The following is a 22,088-nucleotide window of genomic DNA, read 5'->3' as shown; positions in this document are numbered from 1 at the left end:
TCACCTACTGCAGAACTGCGCAGGCGGCGCGGCCGCCGGCGTCACCGGTCATCAACGTGTTCATGTCGGGAACCGCAGCGCCGTCGGGCAGCGTGTAGCGGGTCGGAATGTTCGCGAAGTTGTCGGCACCTTCGTGGATGATGACCGCGCGGCCACCGTCGGCACGCAGGTCGTCGAGCGTGACGGCGTCGGTCGTCGTGACCAGGGTGCCGGTTCCGTCCTGTCCGATCTGCAGCGACGTCAGGTCACCGCTCGCGGGGTGCTCGGTGCGGCCGTCGACCTGAAGGTGACCGCCGGCGGACAGGAAGTTGCCCGGCTCTCCGCCTGTCGGAGCGGTCGAGTTCGGCTCGCACTTGCCGACGGTGTGGATGTGCAGGCCGTGGAAGCCCGGCGTCATGTTCTCGGCTTCGACGGTGACGACCAGATGGTCGCCCTCCTCGACGAAGGACACCGTGCCGACCGTGGTGCCCGACGCGTTCTCGAACTCGGCTTCGACGGTGCTCTCCGGATTGTCGGCAGCGACGCCGTGTCCGCTCGGATCCTCGTGTCCGGTCCATACCGGAGGAGTGGTTCCCGGAACGTCGGAGGGCGTCTCGGGGGCGCTGCAGGCAGTCAGGCCGAATGCCGCGACAGCGACGATCGGGGTAGCGAAACGCCAGGAGCGCATCTTCGATCGAGCTGTACTTGTCGGTGCCATGGGAGAAGCTCCTTCGTGGGGCCGGCGTTACGGTTGCGTCGATCTTAACTATGCCCCGTAGTAGTAACCGACCACGGGTTGTCAGCTGTTACTGCGTCACCATGACGATCACGCCGTCGCCGAATTCGCTGAGTGTCGCCGGGCGTGCTTGCGTGGTTGCGCCGAGTTGCTGGGCGATCTGTTGAGCCGCAGCCTGCTCGCCGGGGCCGGTTCCGTAGTAGACCGTCGTCGAGGGGATCTGAGAGGCGGCGTAGTTGCCGGTTTCGGCAATGGTCCAGCCGTCGGACGTCAGGGTTGCTGCGGTGTCGGCCGCCAGGCCGGACACGTCGCTGTTGTTGAGCACTCGCACGTCGACGTCGGCCGGGTCCACCGACGTGGGGGCGGGCGCCGCCGCCGACGTGGGGGCCGCGGCCTGCTCGCTGGTCGTCGGTTCGGACGCTGTGTCTTCGCTGTCGTCCGAACCGGTCAAAGACAGTGCACCGATTGCCGCGAACAGAATCGCGAGCGAGATCAACACCATTGCCAGAGCGCGGAGCGGAGGACCGGACGATTCCGGGTTAGGACTGCTCACACCCGAAGACACTAGTTGATAGCAATCGCGGGCCTACGCACGTCAGATCTCGAAGCCGAGCCTGCGAGCCGCGCGGGCCTTCTGCCTACTTGCCCGCAGACGACGGAGTCGCTTGACCAACATCGGATCCGCGGCAAGAGCTTCCGGACGATCGACGAGCGCGTTCAGCACCTGGTAGTAGCGGGTGGCGGACATCGAGAACAGTTCCTTGATGGCGTCTTCCTTCGCGCCCGCGTACTTCCACCACTGACGCTCGAAGGACAGGATGTCGTGCTCGCGACGGGTAAGGCCGTCGTCGCCCACCTCGTTGGGGTTCTTCGCATCGCCGGACTGCTGAGACTGGTTCGAGTCACGCGCTGCAGCGCCGTCCATCTCACTCCTCGACTTCTCGGACCCGCATCTGCGGAGTCGTTTCGCGGCCGAACATCCCGGCCCACTCGACCCGCACGAATTACACACGTGTGGTTCGCGATCATTCAACCACGCTGAGCACCGCCTACCGTGCGCGCGGCGCACGCGCGGCGCGTCGTACCCGGTTCACCGCGTGCACGGTCACGACCGGCCCGCCACTATTGTTGGTCAACATGGCAATTCTCCCCATCCGGATCGTCGGCGACCCGGTGCTGCACACCCCGACCGAAAAGGTCACCAAGACTCCCGCCGAACTCGCCGAACTCTTCGCGGACATGTACGAGACGCTCGACGCCGCGAACGGAGTCGGGCTTGCCGCGAACCAGGTCGGCGTACCGCTGAGACTGTTCATCTACGACTGCCCCGACCAGGGCCCGGACGGGAAGATGATCCGCCGGAAGGGTGAGGTCGTCAACCCGGTGCTGGAGACGTCGGCCATTCCCGAGACGATGCCCGATCCCGAGGACGACGACGAGGGCTGCCTCTCGGTTCCCGGCGAGCAGTTCCCGACGGGTCGCGCCGACTGGGCACGGGTCACGGGCACCGACGCCAAGGGCGACCCCGTCGACATCGAAGGCACCGGCTTCTTCGCGCGGATGCTGCAGCACGAGGTCGGCCACCTGGACGGATTCCTGTACGTCGACGTGCTCATCGGCCGCAACGCACGCGCGGCGAAGAAGGCGATCAAACGCGCCGGCTGGGGCAAGCCGGGTCTGTCGTGGGTTCCGGGAACCGTCGAGGACCCCTTCGGCCACGAGGACTGACCCCGTGGGTCCACGGGTCGCGCTGCGCTACCTGCTGCCGTCCGGACAGAGCCACCCGATGACGGACGTCATCGGTGAACTCGTGGAGCACGACGAATCCGTCGTCGCGGTACGGGCGTCGGACGGCCGGGTCGTGCGGGTGACGCCTGACCGCGTCGTCGCGTTGAAGGAGCTGGGCCCTCGACCGATTCGGACGTCGGAGATCAGGGGGCTCGAGCGGGCCGCAGCCGACGGGTGGCCGGGCGTCGAACAGGCATGGATCGACGGATGGCTGCTGCGGGCCGGGCACGGTTTCACGGGCCGGGCGAACTCGGCGGTACCGGTCGAACCGTCGGCGTCGATGGAATCGCTTTCTCGGATAGTGCAGTGGTTCCACGCCCGCCTGCTGCCTCCGACGCTGCTGCTCCCGGACCGGCTCGGCGCGGTGCCGCCGGGATGGTCGACGCGCGACGAGACGCTCGTCATGGCGGCCGACATCTCGCAGGTGCCGCTTCCCACCGACTCGGTGTCGGTGATCGCGGATGCTCCCGACGAGGACTGGCTCGGGTTGTATCGGTACCGCGGCCGCCGGCTTCCGAGCCGCGCACTCGACGTCATCTCGTCGGTGCGGGACGGCGTGCTCGGCTTCGGCCGTATCGGCTCGGCGGCGAGCACGATGCTCGCCATCGGGCGGGCCGCGGTGACGGATGCTCCCGACGGCAGGCGCTGGGTCGGTCTGACGGCCGTCGAGGTCGCGCCCGCGCATCGACGCAACGGGCTCGGGACGCGGATGTGCGGCGAGCTCGTAGCGTGGGGGCGCGACCAAGGTGCCACGCACGCCTACCTGCAGGTTTCCGCCGAGAACACCGGTGCGATCGCGATGTACCAGGGACTCGGATTCCTTGAGCATCATCGGTATCGGTATGCGGCTGCGCCACCCGTGCGTGCGAATGTATAGCGGGTAGGAGCGTAGCCAGCGGAGCGACCAGAGGGCGCTGCACATTCGCACGCACGGGTGCGAGCGCCTAAGGTGACGGCCGTGCGATTGGCTACCTGGAACGTGAACTCCGTCCGCTCTCGACAGGATCGGATCGTCGACTGGCTCGGCCGGTCCGACGTCGACGTGTTGGCGATGCAGGAAACCAAGTGCAAGGACGCGCAGTTCCCGTACGAGCGGTTCTCCGAGATCGGCTACGAGGTCGCGCACGTCGGGCTCAGCCAGTGGAACGGCGTCGCGATCTGCTCGCGCATCGGTCTCGACGACGTGCGGATCGGCTTCGAGGATCAGCCCGGTTTCAGCAAGGATCCCGAGGTCGAGGCAGTCGTCGAGGCACGTGCCATCGGGGCCACGTGTGGCGGCGTTCAGGTGTGGAGCCTCTACGTCCCCAACGGTCGCGAGCTCGCCGACCCGCACTACACCTACAAGCTCGAGTGGCTGGCCAAACTGCGCGCCGACGCCCAGGCCTGGGTCACCGCGGATCCTCAGGCGCAGATTGCTCTCGTCGGTGACTGGAACATCGCGCCCACCGACGACGACGTCTGGGATCCGGCTCTGTTCGAGGGCAAGACGCACACGTCACAGGCCGAGCGCGACGCCTTCGAGGCATTCACCGAAGCCGGGTTCACCGAAGTCACGCGGCAATTCACGCCCGAACCGAAGACCTTCACCTATTGGGACTACACGCAGCTGCGGTTCCCGAAGAAGCAGGGGCTGCGCATCGACATGGCGTTGACCTCGCCTGCGCTCGCGGCTCGCGTCAGTGGCGCCTTCATCGACCGCGAGGAACGCAAGGGCAAGGGCGCCAGCGATCACGCGCCGGTCGTCGTCGACATCTCCTGACGCGTCGGCGCCGAACGGACCGAGGGCGCCCCTGAGTCACTCCACGTGACCGAATGTCACCCTCGGTCCGGAAGCAGCCAATCTCAGATCATTCGGCCACGAGATCCAGGAACTCCGGATTCCGCGCGAGGTAGCGGCGGACGTACGTGCAGATGGGGACTATCCGCCATCCGCGGTCTCGCGCAGTGTTCAGCGCGCCGCGTACGAGAACGCCTGCCCAGCCGCGGTCGCCGAACTCCTCTTTGACGACGGTGTGCATGAACGCCACCGCATCGTCGTCCGCGTCGCGGTACCCGAGGATGCCGACCAGCTCGTCGCCGACGAACAGATCGAAACGGTTGTGCGCGCAGTTGTCCTCGATACGCACTGCCGCGGCGACGGCCGCCTGCGACGTCAAGTCCATGTGATCCATGTCACTACTAGACCAGTAGCTCGACATCTCGTCGACCGGACGGAGCGATTCGACGCCACGCCGAGTCGCAACCGTTACTTGTCGACAGGAACCATGAGGTCGGAGTACTCGGGGTTCGCCGAGACGAATCGCTGCACGTACGTACAGACCGGCTTCACCTTCCAGCCGTAGGACCGCGCGTTGTCGAGCGAACGACGCACGAGGATCGCGGCGAGACCCTGATGCCCGAAATCTTCCGTGACGACGGTATGCATGAACGAGACGACACACGCGCGAGAACCGCGCTTTGCCGGACCTTCGAACTCGTAGAAGCCGACGATCCCTACCAGATCGCCGTTGAGCCTGAGTTCGAAACGGTTTTGATCCCTGTTTATGGAAACGTCAGCGCTGGGACTGCTCGCAAGCACGGGTCACCTCCTTTACCGAGGGTGATGTGTGTGTTGAATTCGTCGTAACCAATATGTGACCTGCACCACTATTAAACAGTGCAGCGGGTGCCTTGTCACCCGTTTGTAGGAACAAACCTTCGGTGCCGTAGGTCCGCAACATAGATGCAACGTTCGGGCTGGTAACGCTCATAGCGGTTCACCATCGGCATTGTGATGCAACAACATTCATGCCGACGCATGCATCTGTCGTAGACGTTGAGACCGCGGCCGGTACTGTTTTCACTCGTGAAGTTCCTACCGCTGACCCCCCACGGCGCGACGCCCGTCCGCGCGCTCACGATCGCTGGAACGGACTCGGGCGGAGGCGCGGGAATCCAGGCGGACAGCCGCACGATGGCCATGTGCGGCGTCCATGCGTGCGTCGCCGTCGCCGCGGTGACGGTGCAGAACACGGTCGGCGTCAGCGGGTTCCACGAGATTCCTCCGACGGTCGTCGCCGATCAGATCCGGACCGTCGTGGGCGACATCGGCGTCGGCGCTGCGAAGACGGGAATGCTGGCGTCGTCGGCCATCATCGAAGCAGTGACCGCGACGTGCACCGAGGTCGGCATCGGCAACGCCGGCTCGATCCCGCTCGTCGTCGACCCGGTGTGCGCGTCGATGCACGGCGACCCCCTACTCCACGAGGAAGCTCTCGACGCCGTTCGGCACACCCTCTTCCCGATCGCGACCATCGTGACGCCCAACCTCGACGAGGTCCGATTGATCACCGGCATCGAGGTGGTCGACGACGCATCGGCCCATCGTGCGGCGGAGGCCTTGCATGCGCTGGGTGCGCGGTATGCCCTCGTGAAGGGTGGACATCTGCGCACGTCCGAGCAGAGCACCGACATCTTGTTCGACGGCAACGAGTTCCTCGAGTTCACGAGCCCGCGCATCGACACCGGAAACGATCACGGTGGCGGCGACACTCTCGCTGCGGCGATCGCGAGCGCGCTGGCCAACGGTTACTCGATTCCCGACGCCGTCGCGTTCGGCAAGGAGTGGGTCACCCGCTGCCTGGCCGCGTCGTACGACCTGGGCGCGGGCCACGGCCCGGTGTCACCGCTCTGGCGTCTGCACGAGTCGCAGGATTCGTAGGTCCTCGGGTACGCCGTTCAGCTTCGGCGCGAAGAATCCGCGACGGTAGGGCCGCGCGGTCAGGCCGAGGTCGTCGAGCGTGCCGGGCGGCATGCTGTCGAGCGATCGCTGCGAGATCATCAGATTGCCGTTGCCGCCGGTCTCCATGACGCGGGAGGCGATCGTGACGTCGACGCCGAGCCAGTCCGATCCGATCTGCCGCGGATTTCCGGTGTGAATGCCTGCCCGCATGATCGGTGTGTAGCCGTCGACGTCGACGTAGGTCAGCGCCCTCCGAGCAGCCGCGACGGCGTACAGCGCTTTCTCGGGTCGGTAGAAGACGGCCATCAAGCCATCGCCCATCCGCTTCACGACGCGGCCCTGATGGGTTTCGATCGCCGGCTCGATCGCCTTCGACACCTGCCGCAACAGCGTCAGCGTGTCGCTGTCTCCTGCGACGAGCGACCACGACGAGAACCCGACGAGGTCGGTGAACACGATGGTGACGTCGTGCTCCCCGCGACCTCGACCTGCTCGTTCGAGGAGAGCCTGCCACAGCTGAAGCGCACCGAGCCCGACCTCACGGGATGCACCGGGCTCGTCGTCCAGAAACCGATCGGCGACGCGTGCAACGGCGAGCGCCGAGCCCGGACCCGCCATCGACAGCGGGTCCCCGAACGACGGGTCTCCGGGCAGCACGTTCCGGATTCGTCGCACCGCGTCGACGATCACAGGACTGCGATCGACCGCGCGAACCCGGTCGATCGTCGACGTCCAGTACGAAGGCACGGATTCGAGCGTAACCGACGGTCACATGTACTTCACTCCCCCGAACGCGCCTCCGTGCGTGCGGCACCGACGGGAACGCCGTCCGGGCCCTCGACGGATTGGGCGTAGGTGCCGATGCCGAACGCCACTGCGGACGCGTTCTCGGCGAGCGCAGCGCGATCGACGTTAACGAGGGTGTCCTCGGCGGTGTGGTAGTTCTGGTCGAACGTCTCGTCGGCCGTACCGCCCCACTTCGCGGCCTGCTCCGGAGTCTTCTTCTCGTCCGCGCCGCTGAACACTCCGCCTGCCGGAATGCCGACCTCGATGAACGGGCCGTAATCGGATCGGCCGTCGAAGTCGGTGCCGTCGGCGGCGATGCCCTCCTGCTCGAGACGCTGCAGGAAGACCCGCTCGATGGCGTCGGATCCGGGTGGTCCGGCGGGCGCGCCGACCTGGTCCGAGTCGTCACCGTCGTAGGCGAGGTAGCCGGCGTTGTGCGAGCCGATCATGTCGAAGTTGAGGTACAGCGCGATGTTCTGCTTGTCCTCGTCGCTGAGACCCTCGACGTACTTCGTGGATCCGACGAGACCCAGTTCTTCCGCGCCCCAGAACGTGAATCGCACGGCGTTGGTGACGTCGGGTTCGCTGCCCATCCGCAGCGCCGTCTCGAGAACCGCAGCGGTTCCGGATCCGTTGTCGTTGATGCCGGGGCCTTCCGGCACGCTGTCGAGGTGCGCTCCCGCGACGACGACGTTCGCCGTGTCCCCGGTCTTCGTCTGCGCAATGATGTTGCGGCTCTTGGTCGTGGTCGTCTCGGTGTCGAGCGTCAACGTCAACTCGGGTGCCGACGCGACCGCCGCGCCGTCCTCCTGCCCGACGCCGCCGGCAGGGATGCGCGCGATGTCCGAACCGCCGAGCGTCGCGCCGTCGAGCGGGCCCGGCTCGTTGTTGACCACGACGATCGCCGACGCACCGAGATCGGCTGCGACAGTCTGCTTCTGGCCGAACGGACAGACGCCACGATCGACCACGACGACGGCGCCCTTGGGATCGAGTCCGTCGTAATCCGTTGCCTCGCAACCGGGTGAGTCGTCCTTGGGTGCAGCGACGACTCGGGCCGTCACACCGCCGTCCGGCGTCGAGGGTGAGTACTGCAACGCGCTCACCGGGATCTCCTGCCCGCCTGCCGACAGGGTCTGCGTCGTCGCCTCGAATTGGTCGAACTCGAATTCCGGTGTCTCCACCTCGAATCCAGCGGATTCCAACTGGTCGACGACGTAGTCGACGCTCGCGTCGTAACCCGGCGTGCCCGCGGCTCGATTCCCGTTGTTGTCGACGGCAATTCGTTCGAGCTGTTCGAGGTGCCCCACCACTGCGTCGCCGGTGACGGCGTCGGCCAGACCTGGACCGTCCGGCGTCGCGACCGGGGTGGGTGCAGAACTGGCCGGTGGCTCGTCCCCCGAGGAGGACGAACAACCGGCCAGTACGAGCGCTCCGACTGCGACGCTTGCGAGAAGGGTCATCCGCTGCATGGATGCACCCTAGCCGCAACCTACGTCACGCGTCTCGGCGATTGGTCACGAACAGTGCGGCGCCGAAGACGATCGCGGTGAACGCGATGAAGTAGATCAGGCTTCCCCACGGTCCCCAGTGATAGTCGACTCCGCCGGCCTGGCCGAGGAAATGATTCGCGTTCCCGAAGGGGAGGAAGGGCTGAATTGCGCGGCCGAACGATCCGAACAGTCCGAAGAGCGACTCCACGAGCAGCGGCCACAGAAGAAGCAGCGCGATGGCTCCCGCCGATTGGCGAAGCAGCGCACCGACACCGACGGCGACGAACACCTGCAGAAACGCGAGGATCGCTGTTCCGTAGATGACCCGCCACGTTCCGTCGACGTCGAAGCTCAGCAACGCACCGGCGTCGGGACCTGCGACGGCCTTGCCGACGTAGAACGCCAGAATGCCGAGCACGAAGGACAGGACGAATCCGAACACACCGATCAACGACGCCTTCGCGACGAGCACCGAGGCACGGTTCGGGATGGCCTGGAACGTCGTGCGAATGATGCCGAAGCGGTACTCGCTGGTGACCGTCAGCGCCGCAAGGATCATGAGAACCATGACTCCCATACCGCCGACGCCGCTACCGACCACCTCGAACACGGTGGGCAGGTACGGGTCGAAGTCGGGCGTGTTACCGCTTGCCACTTCGTTCTCGTAGGACTGCATGCCGAGTTTGGCGGCGAGTCCGACGAAGAACGCCAGGCCGAGTCCGAGCACGATGATGGCGACGGTGCACCACCACGGCGATTTCGTCGACGTGATCTTGATGCGTTCTGCTGCAAGAACTCCCATTACAGTGCACCTCCCATGGCGTCGGTGCCTTCACCGTGATACTGGACGTCTTGTCCGGTGAGCTTCATGAACGCCTCTTCCAAAGATCCTCGCTGCGAGGACAATTCGTGTAGAACGATGCCGTTGCGGCCGGCGATGTCTCCGATGGCGTCGGTCGTCGAATTCGTGACGACGAGCGACGGCTGCAGCTCGCCCTTGTCCGCAGGTTCGCGCACCGTCAGTCCGGCGGACGTCAGTGCACTGCGAAGAGCATCGAGCTGCGGGCTTCGGACGCGTACCGACGCCTCGGACGCATGGTTGATGAAGTCCTGGACCGACGTGTCCGCCACCAGACGTCCGCGGCCAATGACGACGAGATGCTCTGCGGTCTGGGCCATCTCGGACAGCAGGTGACTCGACACGAGGACGGTACGTCCCTCGGCGGCAAGGCGCTGCATGAACTTTCGAATCCAGACGATGCCCTCGGGGTCGAGACCGTTGACGGGCTCGTCGAACAACAGGACCTTCGGGTCACCGAGCAGTGCGCCTGCGAGACCGAGCCGCTGCGACATGCCGAGCGAGAAGCCGCCTGCGTTCTTCTTCGCGACCTCGGAGAGACCGACGAGCCGCAGCACTTCCTCGACGCGCGACTTCGGGATGCCGTTCGACGCGGCCATCCACTCGAGATGCGCGCGGGCCGAACGATTGGGGTGCACCCACTTGGCGTCGAGAAGTGCTCCGACGGTACGCAGTGGCTGCGTGAGTTGGTTGTAGGGCTTGCCCTCGATGAGGGCCGTGCCGCTGGTCGGACGGTCCAACCCGAGGATCATCCGCATGGTCGTCGACTTGCCAGCCCCGTTGGGGCCGAGAAAGCCTGTCACGATGCCCGGCTTCACCGTGAAGGTCAGATCGTCGACCGCTTTGGTGGCACCGTACTGCTTGGTCAGTCCCGTTACTTCGATCATGCGGACCACTGTCCCTCATGCGGGCCTGACCGCGCATCGGTCTGGGGTCGCGATGTGGGTCATCCTTTCGGATGATGGCGGCTCCTACGTGCGTGCGAATGTATAGCGGGCTATACATTCGCACGCACGTAGGACTCACATCGGCGAACTCGCCTGCGCCCAGAATCGCTTCGGGATCCGCCCGGCCCGACGGGCCTGAAATCCCGCTGCGACAGCGTGCTTCATCGCCGACGCCATGAGCGCCGGATCTTTCGCGCGTGTGACTGCCGTCGCGAGGAGGACTGCGTCGCAACCCAATTCCATTGCCAGCGCCGCGTCGCTCGCGGTACCGATGCCCGCGTCGAGAATTACCGGCACCCCTGCCGCGTCGACGATCATCTCGATGTTGTGCGGGTTCGAGATGCCGAGGCCGGTTCCGATCGGCGCACCCAGCGGCATGACGGCGACGCATCCGACGTCCTCCAGCCTGCGCGCCAGCACCGGATCGTCGGTCGTGTACGGGAGCACGTTGAATCCGTCGTCGACCAGTTGTTCTGCGGCCTTGACCAATTCGATCGCGTCGGGCAGCAGGGTGCGCTCGTCGGCGATCACTTCGAGCTTCACCCAGTCGGTGTCGAGCGCTTCCCGGCCGAGCTGCGCCGTCAGCACCGCCTCCGCCGCACCGCGGCATCCGGCCGTGTTGGGCAGCGGCGCGATGTCGAGCTTGCGCAACAGATCCAGCACACCGGTGCCTCCGGCGGCGTCGACGCGTCGCATCGCGACCGTGGTCAGTTCGGTCCCGGAGGCGACGAGGGCCTCCTCCAGCACCGTCAGATTCGCGGCCCCACCCGTGCCCATGATGAGGCGGGAATCGAACGCCTTGTCGGCAATCTTCAGTGACTCAGCCACCCTGCACCGCCGTCAGAACCTCGATGTTGCAACCCTTTTCGACGGTTGTGGCGTCCCATCGGCTCTTCGGCAGCACGACGCCGTCGACCGCGACGGCGATGCCCTTCTCCGGCATGGACAGTCGCGTCAGCAACTGCGTCATGGTCAGCTGCTCGGTCAGCTCGTGGTCCTGCCCGTTGACGGTGATCATTGTTTCCTACCTATCTCGAATCGGGCTGGATCTGCAGCCTTCGCTTCGGGGAGTGCGTCGCCTGCGAGTAGTGCGGCGACGGCGTCTGCGGTGATGGGGGTCAGCAGAATTCCGTTGCGGCCGTGGCCCGATGCGACGATGACGCGCTCGGAGATCCGGCCGATGACGGGAAGACCGTCGGGACTCATCGGTCGTAGTCCGGCTGCGGCTTCGTACAGTTCGTATTCGCCGATGCTGGGCATGAGGCGTTCGGCGTCGGCGATGAGGTCGCGTACGCCCGCGACGGTGACCTGGGTGTCGCGTCCGGATTCGTACTGGGTGGCGCCGACGACCAGGCCGTCGCCGCGCGGGACGAGGTAGATCGGCCGTCCGTGGACGCTGCCGCGGATGGTCCTGCTCGGAGCTTCGACGGCACTCGACCTGCGACGCAAGCGCAGGATCTCGCCTTTCACCGCACGGACGGGCACGTCGGGAAGCAGCGATGCCGTCCTGTCTCCCGCCGCGACGACGATCTGATCGGCGTCCAGCGCGTCCATGTCGGTGACGGCTTCGGCGACGAACTCGACCGCTGTTGCAGCCTTCTGCAGCGCCGCGACGAGCAACCGATTGTCGACGGCGAGTTCGGTGGGTGCGAGCAGCCCGAGGCGAATGTTCTGCGCCAGCGACGGGTCCAGCTCGCGCACCTGGGCGCGGCTCAACACGTCGAGCCGATGTCCCTGCTCCCCGACGAATTCGGCGATGGTCCGCAGGTCTGCGGCATCGGCGGCGTCGAGCGCGACGGTCAGCGATCCCGTCGACGAGAAGACGTCGCCCGGGAGTGAACGCGCGAACTCCGGCCACCGCGCCAGCGAGTGCGCCCCGAGCTCGAGCAGGTCGTGTTCGCCTGGCCACCCTTCGGACAGCGGCGCGAGCATGCCGCCCGCGACCCAGGACGCTCCGGTTCCGACGGCCGGGTCGTACAGGCGCACCGACCAGCCGTCGCGTGCCGCGCGGACCGCCACGGCCAGGCCGATGACACCGCCGCCGACGACTGCCAGGGACTTGGACATTCTGTTCCACCTCACTCCCTGCGCCGGCATGATCCGGTTCAGGTATTGACGGTAAGGACCGGCGTGTCCACTCTCAGCCCTGCGAACCCCAGGACTCCCGTGTATCTACGTACTCCCGACAGACTACCGTTTGCAGAGTGCATCCCTACGAGAGTCCCCAGAACCAGACGGCGCGCGAGCGTTTGGCATCGGCTCGCCTCTACCTGTGCACCGACGCCAGGCGCGAGAAGGGCGATCTCGCCCAGTTCGCGGAAGCGGCCTTGTCGGGTGGCGTCGACATCATTCAGCTTCGCGACAAGAACTCGGCGGGCGAGCGCGAGTTCGGTCCGCTCGAAGCGAAGGACGAACTCGCCGCGCTGGCGATTCTGTCCGCCGCCACCAAGCGTCACGGCGCGCTTCTGGCCGTGAACGACCGCGCCGACCTCGCGTTGGCGTCGGGCGCCGATGTCCTGCATCTCGGCCAGGGCGACCTGCCGGTGCACTACGCGCGCGAGATCCTCGGTCCCGACGTCGTCATCGGCCGGTCGACGCAGAATCGCAACCAGGCTTCCCTGGCCGCGATCGAGGACGGCGTCGACTACTTCGCGACGGGCCCCGTGTGGGCGACGCCGACGAAGCCGAACCGTTCCGCGGCTGGCCTCGAACTCGTGCGCAGTACCGCCGAATCGGCTCCGGCGCGTCCGTGGTTCGCGATCGGCGGAGTCGACGCGACCAACGTCGACGAAGTCCTCGAGGCGGGCTGCGAGCGAATCGTCGTCGTTCGGGCCATCACTCAGGCACGGGATCCCCAGGCCGCGGCGCGAGAACTGGCGTCGAAGCTACGACGCTGATCCCAACCACGCCAGCACCGTCGACGGGGCCAGCACGTGCACCGACGTGGGCACGCGTTGTCGAAGACCCCGGTCGGCGGTGACGAGCGCGGTCAGGCTGTCGGCCGCCTCGGCCCGGCGGGCGAGTTCGTCGTCGCCGCTACCCGGCGCATGAATGACGGGGACGCGGGCGTCGTCGAACGCCGCGTTACGCGCCTCGCCTTCGAGGACGGCGTCGATGCGCGTCAACCAGCCGAAGTCGCCGCCCGGTAGTTCGACGGTCCTCGGCACGGCGTCGGCGAGCGACGTCAGCAGCTCGCCGGTGGCGCCGCTGCGGTCGCGCCACCAGCCGTTCGGGCGCGAGCCGAGTACGTTGGCCGTGTCGAGCAGGATGCGGAGCGGCGTCGTACGGAGCGTCGGCCAGGCGATCTCGAAGCCGGGGTGTAGCGGCAGCCGATCGACCATGTCCTCGGGAACCCAACGCAGTTCGGTACTTTCACCGTTCGGCGTCGTCTCGAGCTGACCCGGGGCATCTGCGACGACGGTCGTGTACGTCCATCCGCTGTCGGCGCGTGCGGTGACCTTCTCACCGCGCACGTGCACGAAATCGGCTGCGATCGCCGCTTCTTCCTCCGCTTCGCGGACCGCGGCGTGCACGGTGGTCTCGTGACTGTCGCGTGCTCCGCCCGGCAACGCCCATGTTCCGCCCTGGTGCGACCACAGCGCGCGGTGTTGCAGCAGCACGGTCGGCGTCCCGTCGGCAGCAGGAGCGCGCAACAACAAACCCGCGGCGCCGTGCCTGCCCCAGTGCCGCGTGCCGTTCTCGCCTACAACCCACCCGTCGCCGTCGCCGCGCATACGACACACCTTAGGTGAACCGACATGCAGTGTGTTCACGGTCCGAGTACGCGCGCTCACTGCTGCTTATATGCTCGACTCTGTGACTGTGGTCGGCACTACACCCTCTGCTGCCGTACCTCCCACGACTGCAGCCTCGGCCGCGAGCAGCGATCCGCGGCGGGACCTGCAGCGGCTGGTGCGTTCGACGCCCGTGCGCATGATCGCGTTCGGCGTCGTGCTGATCGTGGCTTTCGTCGCCACCGGCCTCGTCACGTCGGTCACCGTCTCCGATCGCGCGCGCACTCTCGACACTTTGCTCGTCCGCACCGAGCCTCTCGCCAATTCGGCCCAGAACCTGTACGGCGCTTTGTCGGTCGCCGACGCGGCCGCGTCGACCGCCTTTCTCGCAGGAGGTCTCGAACCGCAGGAGACCCGCGACCGCTACACACGGGCGATCGGCGACGCGGGGGCCGAGCTGATTCGGGCATCCAACGGTCTCGGCGACTCCGACGACGACGCGCGCACGGTGCTGATGGAGATCGCCGCGGGTCTGCCCGTGTACACCGGACTCGTCGAGACGGCCAGGACGAACAACCGCGTAGGCAATCCCGTCGGCGCCGCGTACCTTGGTGAAGCCTCGAATCAGATGCAGACGGTTCTGCTTCCGCGCGCCGAGCGCCTGTACACCGAGCAATCCGCCCGCGTTGCGACCGACCAGGAGCGATTCATCCGTCCGCCGTTGTTCGCGATCGCGTTGGTCGTTCTCTGCCTCGTCCTTCTCGTGCTCGCCCAGATCTTTCTGGCGGGGCGCACCAACCGAACGTTCAACTGGGGCTTCCTCGGGGCGACGGCGACGATGACCGTTCTGCTGGGATGGATGCTGGTCGGCGGAATCGTCTCGTCGACGGCCACCGACCGTGCTCTCGATCGCGGCGTCGCGCCGTTGCAGAGTCTGACCTCCGGTTTCATCCTCGCCCAACAGGCACGTGCCGACGAGACCCTCGACCTGGTGCGCCGCGGGAGCAGCCGGGGCTACGACGCCGAATTCACCACCAACACAGACAAATTGACGACTTTGTTCGCCGACGATCCGGACATCTCCGCCACGCTGACCGCATGGAAGGCCTCGCACGCCCGAATCGCCGACGCTCTCGACACCGGCGACTTCGCGACCGCTGTCCTCATCACGACGGGGAGCGGAGTCCAGGATTCGTCGACCCAGTTCCGTGCACTCGACAGCAAACTGGTCGACGGCATCGAGCAGGCTCGAATCGAGTTACGTGGCAACGTCATTCGTGCGAAGTCGGCACTGGCGGGCATGGCGTCCGGCGCGGTGGCGCTGACGATCGTCGCTGCTGCTGCCGTCGCCGCCGGCATCGCACCGAGACTGCGGGAGTACCTGTGAAATCCTCTGTCGCAGTAGCCGTTCTGTTCATGATCGCGGTGCTCACGGCCGGATGCACGACGGAGCCGCCCATCCCGGAGGTACCGGACGTCGAATACTCCGGCACACCGTTTCCCGACGGCGCAGGGCCCGCATCCGCCACGCAGGACCCGGGTCCCCAGGACGTGCAGTGCTCCAGACCGACTGCGAGCCTTCGTCCGACACCGGCAGGCACCGTGCCTGCTCCCCCCGCCCCGACGGTCGACGCCATTCGCGAACGCGGGCGTCTTATCGTCGGTCTCGACACGGGCAGCAACCTCTTCTCCTTCCTCGAGCCGATGGACGGCAAACTCGTCGGCTTCGACGTCGACATCGCCCGCGAGATCGCGCGAGACCTGTTCGGCGATCCCGACCGCATCGACTTCCGCATCCTGACGTCCGCGGAACGCATCGAGGCACTGCAGAACTCGACGGTCGACGTCGTCGTCAAGACGATGACCATCACGTGTGCACGCAAGGAGCAGGTGTCGTTCTCGACCGTCTACTTCCAGGCTCAGCATCGTGTGCTGGCGGTGCGGAACTCGGGAATCAACGGCGTCGCCGACCTCGCGAACAAGCGGGTGTGCGCGGTGGACGGTACGACGTCGCTGCGTCGTCTCGAACGCATCGTTCCGACCGCGCAGATCGTCACGGCAGCGATGTGGTCGGATTGCCTTGTCGTACTGCAACAACGGCAGGTCGACGCCATCAGCACCGACGACACGATCCTCGCGGGTCTCGCCGCGCAGGACCCGTATCTCGAACTCGTCGGAACCAGCCTGAGCCCGGAGGCGTACGGCGTCGGCATCAAGAAGGAGAGCGACGACTTGGTCCGGTTCGTCAACGGCACGCTCGAACGCATTCGCGCCGACGGCACCTGGAACCGCCTGTATTCGCGCTGGCTCACGGTCATGGGTACCTCGCCCGGTCCGCCGTCCCCGTCGTACGTGGACTGAGCAGGGCACATGAACGCACGCGATCCGGAAACCCCCACCGGGCCGGCAACAGCCCCAGCGGCGATGACCGCCGCATCCGAACGTACTCAGGCTGCCGAACTAACGCAGGCTTCGGAACGCACCCAGGCGGCCGAGAGAACGCAGGCCGCCGAACGGACTCAGGCCGCGGTCATGGCTCGGTCGTCGCGCTCGTCGCGCACCTCGGGGCGGACGCGGTCGGGACGCACCAACGGAATTCGCCGACGGCTCGGCGCCGGGCTGGTCGACGTCCCTCGCGTCGATCCGGTCGATCCCGCCACGGCGGTCATGAAGGACCCGACGGTTCCACAGAAGAAGCGGTTCTGCTGGAAGTGCAACTCACCGGTCGGCCGCAGCTCGGCAGGTGATCCCGATCAGGAATCGGGTACGTGCCCGCATTGCGGTGCGCACTACGACTTCTCACCGCTGCTCGAGCCGGGCGATCTGGTCGTCGGCCAGTACGAGGTGCAGGGTTGCATCGCGCACGGTGGCCTGGGCTGGATCTATCTCGCGATCGACCGCAACGTCAGCGACCGCTGGGTCGTCCTGAAAGGTTTGCTGCATTTCGGCGACGACGAGGCGCATGCCGTCGCGGTCGCCGAGCGACAGTTCCTCGCCGAGGTGGCGCATCCGGGCGTCGTGAAGATCTACAACTTCGTCGAACAGCCCCGCGGCGACGGAACCAAGGTCGGCTTCATCGTCATGGAGTACGTCGGTGGGCGATCGCTGCGCGACATACTGTCCGCACGTGACGATCACGAGCGTATGCCGGTCGAGCAGGCCATCGCGTACGTCCTGGAAGTGCTGCCCGCGTTGTCGTATCTGCATTCGATCGGTCTGGTCTACAACGACCTCAAACCCGAGAACATCATGGTGACCGACGATCAGATCAAGCTGATCGATCTCGGTGCCGTCGCGGGTATCGAGGACTACGGATACCTGTACGGCACCGCCGGCTACCAGGCTCCGGAGATCGTCAAGACCGGGCCGACGATCGCATCCGACATCTACACGGTGGGAAGAACTCTCGCGGTCCTGACACTCGAGATGCCGTCGACCGGTGGGCGTTACGACCCCGGCATTCCGTCACCCGACGATCACGAACTGCTGCGCACGTATCCGTCGTTCCACCGATTGTTGATGCGCGCCACCAATCCGGATCCGACAAGGCGCTTCGCGACGGCCGATGTGCTGGCCAGCCAAGCCACCGGTGTTCTGCGAGAAATCCTCGCGCAGCAGACCGGAACCGAGCGACCCGGCCTGTCCACCGCGTTCAGTCCTCCGCGCACGGTGTTCGGCACCGAGGAATCCGTCGGTCGGACCGATACGTACGTCGACGGCAAACTTCGCGGTGACAAGCTCGGTGCGCGAGAAGTCGTGTCGGCGTTGCCCGTTCCGCTCGTCGACCCGACCGATCCCAGTGCACCGCTGTTGGCCGCCGCCGTGCACAGCGAGCCGCAGCAGACTCTCGACTCGCTGGCGCACGCTCGTCGTAACGGCATCGAACGCTTCGCCGACGGCTCCACCGGTGGTCTCGAGATCACTCTGGCCGAGGTGAAGGCGCACATCGACCTCGGCGACGTGGCGACCGCGAATTCGGTGCTGTCACAGGTCAAGACCGGCGACGAGGACCCCTGGCGAGTGCAGTGGTACTCGGGACTGCTCGCTCTGCTCCGGGGCGAACTCGTCTCAGCGCACCGACATTTCGAGAAGGTGCTCGACGCCATGCCGGGCGAACTCGCGCCGAAGATCGCTCTGGCCGCGAGTGCCGAACTCGTCGTCGAGAACAATCCGAACCTGGAGGCCGACGAACGCGACATGTGGCGCGACCGGGCGGAGTCGTACTACCGCGTCGTCTGGCGGACCAGCCGGGCGGTCGTCAGCTGTGCGTTCGGTCTGGCCCGCCAGCTCGCCTACCGGGGCGAGACGGACGCCGCGGTGGCCACCCTGGACCAGGTGCCGATCAGTTCGCGGCACTATTCGGTGGCCAGGATGACGTCCATCTTGACCTTGCTGATGGACCGGCCGTCGAAAGACCTGCAGGAGGAGGACTTCCGCGAGGCTGCGCGCCGCGTCGGGGCACTTCCCCGCAGCGAGGCCCGCGCGCTGCAGATGCGGACCCTCGTCCTGGCGATGGCGATGGACTGGATTCGGTCCGGTCACGCATCCGAGGCCGAACGCGAGCCCATCCTCGGGGTGCACTTCACCGACACCGGGCTCGCGAAGGGCACCGAGAAAGGCCTACGAGCATTGGCGCGCAACGCGACCGACCGCGCTCATCGGTTCACGCTGGTCGACCTCGCGAACGCGATCCGGCCTCGGTCGCGGTTCTGACCCTGAGCCTGCGGAACGACCATGTGCGTGGGAATGTACAGCCGGCTGTACATTCGCACGCACGGGTCGCGTCAGCGACTCCTGACCAGGACATCTGTCGCGCGGGCGATGGCGAGTTCCTCGTTGGTCGGCACGACCAACACCGTCACCGCTGATCCGTCCGTCGAGATCACCCGAGCGACTTTGCCGCGCTGCGCATTTCGTTCCGGATCGATCTCGATACCGAAGCCCTGGAGATTCGCGAGCGCATCCGCTCGGACCTGCGACGCGTTCTCGCCCACGCCTGCGGTGAAGGTGATGACGTCGAGGTGCCCGAGGTCGACCATGTAGGCACCGATGTATTTGCGTAACCGGTGGATGTAGACGTCGTAGGCCAGGGCCGCGTCGCCGTCCCCGTCGTCGATACGCTGTTGCAGTGCACGGAAGTCGTTGATGCCGGACATCCCCTTGAGCCCGGACCTGCGGTTCAGCAGTTCGTCGATGGCGTCGACGTCCATGTCGGCGCTGCGGCGCAGGTGCATCACGATTCCGGGATCGATGTCGCCGCTGCGTGTCCCCATGACGAGCCCTTCGAGCGGCGTCAGCCCCATCGACGTGTCGATCGGCTCCCCTGCCCTGATCGCCGACGCGGACGCCCCGTTGCCGAGGTGCAGGACGATCTGGTCGAGCCCCTCCCTGCCGAGAAACTTCTCGACCTGCTGCGACACGTATTCGTGCGACGTTCCGTGGAAGCCGTAGCGCCGAATTCCATACTGGCGAGCGGTGTCTCGATCGATCGCATAGGTCGACGCGGCTGCGGGCAGCCCGTGGAAGAACGCCGTGTCGAACACTGCGACGTGCGGTACGTCGGGCAACTGACGCCTGGCGACCGCGATGCCGAGCACGTTCGGCGGATTGTGTAGCGGCGCCAGGCTGCTCAGCTCGTCGATCTGCTTCAGGACCGCGTCGTCGACGACCGTCGGCCGGTAGAACACTTCGCCGCCGTGTACGACGCGATGCCCGACGGCAGTGACGCTGTCATGGAGGTCGACGCCCGCGTCGGCCAGCATGTCGAACGCGATCTGCAGACCCTTGGCGTGATCCGGGATCTCGAGGCGCTTCTCGGACTTGTCGCCGGAAAGATCGAGTACGACGCGGCCCTCGGTCTCACCGATCTGCTCGACGAGACCGGTTGCGACGGCGGTTCCGTCCTCCGGTTTCACGAGCTGGAACTTGATGGACGAGGAGCCGGAGTTGACGACGAGAACGGTCATGCTTCTTCCGACCCCTGGGCTTGGATGGCGGTGATGGCGACGGTGTTGACGATGTCCTCGACGAGTGCGCCGCGCGAGAGGTCGTTGACGGGTTTCGCCAGACCCTGCAGCACCGGCCCGACGGCGACGGCTCCCGCGCTACGCTGTACCGCCTTGTACGTGTTGTTGCCGGTGTTGAGGTCCGGGAAGATGAACACCGTTGCGCGTCCGGCCACCTCGGAGTCGGGGAGCTTGGACTTCGCGACCGACGGCTCGATGGCCGCGTCGTACTGAATGGGTCCTTCCACCAACAGTTCCGGGCTGCGTTCGCGGACGAGCTTCGTCGCCTCGCGCACCTTGTCCACGTCGGCGCCCGATCCGGAGTCACCGGTCGAGTACGACAGCATCGCGACGCGCGGGTCGATGCCGAACTGCGCCGACGTCTGCGCCGACGAGATCGCGATGTCGGCCAGCTGCTCCGCCGTCGGATCCGGGACGATCGCGCAATCGCCGTATGCGAGAACACGATCGGACAGGCACATCAGGAAGATGCTGGACACGGTGTTCACGCCGGCTGCGGTCTTGATGATCTCGAACGACGGCCGAATGGTGTGCGCCGTCGTGTGCGCGGCGCCGGACACCATGCCGTCGGCAATTCCCTTGTGCACCATCATGGTTCCGAAGTACGAGATGTCGGTCATGATCTCGCGAGCACGTTCGATCGTCATGCCCTTGTGCTTACGAATCTCGGTGTAGTCGGCGGCGAACTGCTCGGCGTGATCGGAGGTTTTCGGGTCGAGGACGGCGACGCCGTCGAGCGAGACGCCGAGTTCGGCTGCGCGCCTGCGGATCGGCCCCTCTTCGCCGAGGATCGTCAGTTCCGCGACCTGGCGCTGCAGCAGTCGACCGGCCGCACGCAGGATTCGGTCGTCGTTGCCCTCCGGGAGCACGATGTGTTTGCGGTCCGCTCTGGCACGTTGAATGAGCTGGTACTCGAACATCTGCGGCGTCATGATCGACGGGATGCTGAGCTCGAGGCTGTCGAGCAGTGCCTGGGCGTCGACGCGCTGTTCCATCAGACTGAGGGCGGTGTCCACCTTGCGCTGCGAGCCGACGGCGACGCGTCCACGTGCTTTCGCGGCTGCCGACGCGGTGTCGAACGTGCCGAGGTCCGTGGTCAGGATCGGCAGACGCGGCCCGAGGCCTGCGACGAGTCGCCCGATAGCCGGGTGCGGTTCGATTCCTCCGTTCATGATGATCCCGGCGAGGGACGGAAAGCCCTCTGCCTCATGCGCATTGACGAGCGCGAGCAACACGTCCGATCGGTCGCCGGGCGCGATGACGACGACGCCTTCGGTGAGTCGTTCGAGGATGTGCTCCGCCGTCATACCGCCGACCATGACGCGGAGTGCCTCACGCTGCATCAATTCGGAGTCGCCGCTGTAGAGCGTGCCGTCGACGGCGTCGAGAAGTTCGGCCATGGTCGGTGCGACGAGCAAGGGAATCTCCGGCAGACTCCACGCAGGCACGCCGAGCGGTTCGAGTGCGGCGGTGACGTCGTCGAGGCGGTCGGGGTCGCATCGGTTCGCGACGATGGCGACCAGATGCGCGTGATTGGCGCGAAGCTCGGACTGGCTCAGCTGCGCCAGCTGCACGATCTCGTCCGGCGACCTCTCCGATCCGCGCAGCGACAACAGCACGGGCGCACCGAGATTCGCGGCGATACGAGCATTGAAGCTCAGTTCGCTCGGGCTGCCGACGTCGGTGTAGTCGCTGCCGACGATCACGACCGCGTCGCACTGCGCGGCGACGTCGTGGAAGCGCGAGACGATCTCGCCGAGGGCCGCGTCGGGATCGGCATGTACTTCCTCGTACGTGACGCCGAGAGACTGCTCGTACGAGAGATCCGCCGTCGTGTGATCGACGAGCAGTTCGAGAATGTAGTCGGGCTCGTCCGTCGAACGCGCAATAGGGCGGAAGACGCCGACGCGGGCCGCCGACGCGCACAACATCTGCAGCACGCCCAGCGCGATGGTCGATTTACCGGTGTCGCCCTCCGGAGAGGCGATGTAGATGCTCGATGCTCGCTCGGCCATGCCA

Annotated in this window: 23 protein-coding genes and 1 riboswitch; of the genes, 8 read left to right on the top strand and 15 right to left on the bottom strand. The window is 66.3% G+C overall.

The annotated features are described in order from the left end of the window. Positions 1 to 4 precede the first annotated feature (4 nt). The 3 genes from DK926_RS00960 to DK926_RS00950 all read right to left on the bottom strand — a co-directional run bounded on the left by DK926_RS00960 (position 5) and on the right by DK926_RS00950 (position 1,640). The gene (locus tag DK926_RS00960) at positions 5 to 697 is read right to left on the bottom strand and encodes a superoxide dismutase family protein (protein WP_068422090.1); all 693 of its coding nucleotides are present in this window, start codon (positions 695 to 697) and stop codon (positions 5 to 7) included. Between the two features lie 88 nt (positions 698 to 785). Next, on the bottom strand, positions 786 to 1,268 hold the full coding sequence (locus DK926_RS00955) for a LytR C-terminal domain-containing protein (protein WP_243636575.1): 483 nt from the start codon (positions 1,266 to 1,268) through the stop codon (positions 786 to 788). A gap of 42 nt (positions 1,269 to 1,310) precedes the next feature. After that, positions 1,311 to 1,640: a DUF3263 domain-containing protein gene (locus DK926_RS00950; RefSeq protein ID WP_068422084.1), complete on the bottom strand. Its 330-nt coding sequence runs from the start codon at positions 1,638 to 1,640 to the stop codon at positions 1,311 to 1,313. 212 nt (positions 1,641 to 1,852) lie between these two features. Here DK926_RS00950 and DK926_RS00945 point away from each other — a divergent pair, with 212 nt between their 5' ends. From DK926_RS00945 to DK926_RS00935, 3 genes are all read left to right on the top strand, one after another. Continuing rightward, positions 1,853 to 2,443, top strand: coding sequence for a peptide deformylase (locus DK926_RS00945; protein WP_068422291.1), 591 nt, complete (start codon positions 1,853 to 1,855; stop codon positions 2,441 to 2,443). Between the two features lie 4 nt (positions 2,444 to 2,447). After that, on the top strand, positions 2,448 to 3,380 hold the full coding sequence (locus tag DK926_RS00940; protein WP_114328010.1) for a GNAT family N-acetyltransferase: 933 nt from the start codon (positions 2,448 to 2,450) through the stop codon (positions 3,378 to 3,380). Positions 3,381 to 3,461: 81 nt separating this feature from the next. Continuing rightward, positions 3,462 to 4,262 carry an exodeoxyribonuclease III gene (locus tag DK926_RS00935; RefSeq protein ID WP_114328612.1) on the top strand — a complete coding sequence of 267 codons (801 nt, stop codon included), beginning with the start codon at positions 3,462 to 3,464 and terminating at the stop codon, positions 4,260 to 4,262. 88 nt (positions 4,263 to 4,350) lie between these two features. Here the strand turns inward: DK926_RS00935 and DK926_RS00930 are convergent, their stop codons facing one another. Together DK926_RS00930 and DK926_RS00925 are read right to left on the bottom strand one after the other, a co-directional pair. Next, positions 4,351 to 4,674, bottom strand: a complete 324-nt coding sequence (locus DK926_RS00930; RefSeq protein WP_068422078.1) for a GNAT family N-acetyltransferase — start codon at positions 4,672 to 4,674, stop codon at positions 4,351 to 4,353. Between the two features lie 74 nt (positions 4,675 to 4,748). Then, the gene (locus tag DK926_RS00925; protein WP_068422076.1) at positions 4,749 to 5,081 is read right to left on the bottom strand and encodes a GNAT family N-acetyltransferase; all 333 of its coding nucleotides are present in this window, start codon (positions 5,079 to 5,081) and stop codon (positions 4,749 to 4,751) included. Positions 5,082 to 5,348: 267 nt separating this feature from the next. Between DK926_RS00925 and thiD the strand changes: the two genes are divergently transcribed. Further along, positions 5,349 to 6,203, top strand: coding sequence for a bifunctional hydroxymethylpyrimidine kinase/phosphomethylpyrimidine kinase (gene thiD, locus DK926_RS00920; protein ID WP_068422075.1), 855 nt, complete (start codon positions 5,349 to 5,351; stop codon positions 6,201 to 6,203). Here thiD and DK926_RS00915 read toward each other — a convergent pair. The 7 genes from DK926_RS00915 to thiO all read right to left on the bottom strand — a co-directional run bounded on the left by DK926_RS00915 (position 6,165) and on the right by thiO (position 12,376). Further along, positions 6,165 to 6,971, bottom strand: coding sequence for an adenylate/guanylate cyclase domain-containing protein (locus tag DK926_RS00915; RefSeq protein WP_068422074.1), 807 nt, complete (start codon positions 6,969 to 6,971; stop codon positions 6,165 to 6,167). The two genes, thiD and DK926_RS00915, sit on opposite strands and share 39 nt — an antisense overlap. A 32-nt stretch (positions 6,972 to 7,003) precedes the next feature. Continuing rightward, positions 7,004 to 8,482, bottom strand: coding sequence for a M28 family peptidase (locus DK926_RS00910; protein ID WP_114328008.1), 1,479 nt, complete (start codon positions 8,480 to 8,482; stop codon positions 7,004 to 7,006). A gap of 25 nt (positions 8,483 to 8,507) precedes the next feature. Then, positions 8,508 to 9,305: an ABC transporter permease gene (locus DK926_RS00905; RefSeq protein ID WP_114328006.1), complete on the bottom strand. Its 798-nt coding sequence runs from the start codon at positions 9,303 to 9,305 to the stop codon at positions 8,508 to 8,510. Next, positions 9,305 to 10,249: an ATP-binding cassette domain-containing protein gene (locus DK926_RS00900; protein ID WP_068422278.1), complete on the bottom strand. Its 945-nt coding sequence runs from the start codon at positions 10,247 to 10,249 to the stop codon at positions 9,305 to 9,307. Before DK926_RS00900 ends, DK926_RS00905 begins: the two co-directional genes overlap by 1 nt. Positions 10,250 to 10,384: 135 nt before the next feature. Beyond that, positions 10,385 to 11,137: a thiazole synthase gene (locus tag DK926_RS00895; protein ID WP_068422049.1), complete on the bottom strand. Its 753-nt coding sequence runs from the start codon at positions 11,135 to 11,137 to the stop codon at positions 10,385 to 10,387. Then, a complete protein-coding gene (thiS, locus tag DK926_RS00890; protein WP_068422047.1) occupies positions 11,130 to 11,327 on the bottom strand; it encodes a sulfur carrier protein ThiS in 198 nt (65 codons plus the stop codon). Before thiS ends, DK926_RS00895 begins: the two co-directional genes overlap by 8 nt. Beyond that, a complete protein-coding gene (thiO, locus tag DK926_RS00885; RefSeq protein WP_114328004.1) occupies positions 11,324 to 12,376 on the bottom strand; it encodes a glycine oxidase ThiO in 1,053 nt (350 codons plus the stop codon). The genes thiS and thiO overlap by 4 nt, the downstream gene beginning before the upstream one ends. Continuing rightward, a riboswitch (TPP riboswitch) is annotated at positions 12,375 to 12,487 on the bottom strand. It overlaps the preceding gene by 2 nt. Before the next feature lie 26 nt (positions 12,488 to 12,513). Between thiO and thiE the strand changes: the two genes are divergently transcribed. After that, positions 12,514 to 13,206, top strand: coding sequence for a thiamine phosphate synthase (gene thiE, locus DK926_RS00880; protein ID WP_068422043.1), 693 nt, complete (start codon positions 12,514 to 12,516; stop codon positions 13,204 to 13,206). On the opposite strand, the gene DK926_RS00875 is transcribed toward thiE, so the two are convergent. Continuing rightward, positions 13,195 to 14,043: an NUDIX domain-containing protein gene (locus DK926_RS00875; protein WP_114328002.1), complete on the bottom strand. Its 849-nt coding sequence runs from the start codon at positions 14,041 to 14,043 to the stop codon at positions 13,195 to 13,197. The genes thiE and DK926_RS00875 overlap by 12 nt on opposite strands. A gap of 88 nt (positions 14,044 to 14,131) precedes the next feature. Between DK926_RS00875 and DK926_RS00870 the strand changes: the two genes are divergently transcribed. From DK926_RS00870 to DK926_RS00860, 3 genes are all read left to right on the top strand, one after another. Next, positions 14,132 to 15,430, top strand: a complete 1,299-nt coding sequence (locus DK926_RS00870; protein ID WP_243636574.1) for a hypothetical protein — start codon at positions 14,132 to 14,134, stop codon at positions 15,428 to 15,430. Between the two features lie 29 nt (positions 15,431 to 15,459). Further along, positions 15,460 to 16,404, top strand: a complete 945-nt coding sequence (locus tag DK926_RS00865; protein WP_114328608.1) for a glutamate ABC transporter substrate-binding protein — start codon at positions 15,460 to 15,462, stop codon at positions 16,402 to 16,404. 63 nt (positions 16,405 to 16,467) lie between these two features. Next, a complete protein-coding gene (locus tag DK926_RS00860; protein WP_114328606.1) occupies positions 16,468 to 18,756 on the top strand; it encodes a serine/threonine-protein kinase in 2,289 nt (762 codons plus the stop codon). 71 nt (positions 18,757 to 18,827) lie between these two features. Here DK926_RS00860 and DK926_RS00855 read toward each other — a convergent pair whose 3' ends face one another. Then, entirely contained in the window at positions 18,828 to 20,009 is a 1,182-nt protein-coding gene (locus DK926_RS00855) for an acetate kinase (protein WP_114328001.1), read from the bottom strand. Continuing rightward, complete coding sequence (gene pta, locus DK926_RS00850; protein WP_114327999.1) at positions 20,006 to 22,084, bottom strand: phosphate acetyltransferase; 2,079 nt, start codon at positions 22,082 to 22,084, stop codon at positions 20,006 to 20,008. Before pta ends, DK926_RS00855 begins: the two co-directional genes overlap by 4 nt. Between the last annotated feature and the right edge of the window lie 4 nt (positions 22,085 to 22,088).

The sequence above is a fragment of the Rhodococcus sp. Eu-32 genome, assembly GCF_003336925.1.
GTDB lineage: Bacteria > Actinomycetota > Actinomycetes > Mycobacteriales > Mycobacteriaceae > Rhodococcoides > Rhodococcoides kyotonensis_B.
Note: the sequence above shows the minus strand (reverse complement) of the source record. Positions and strands in the feature narration are given on the sequence as shown.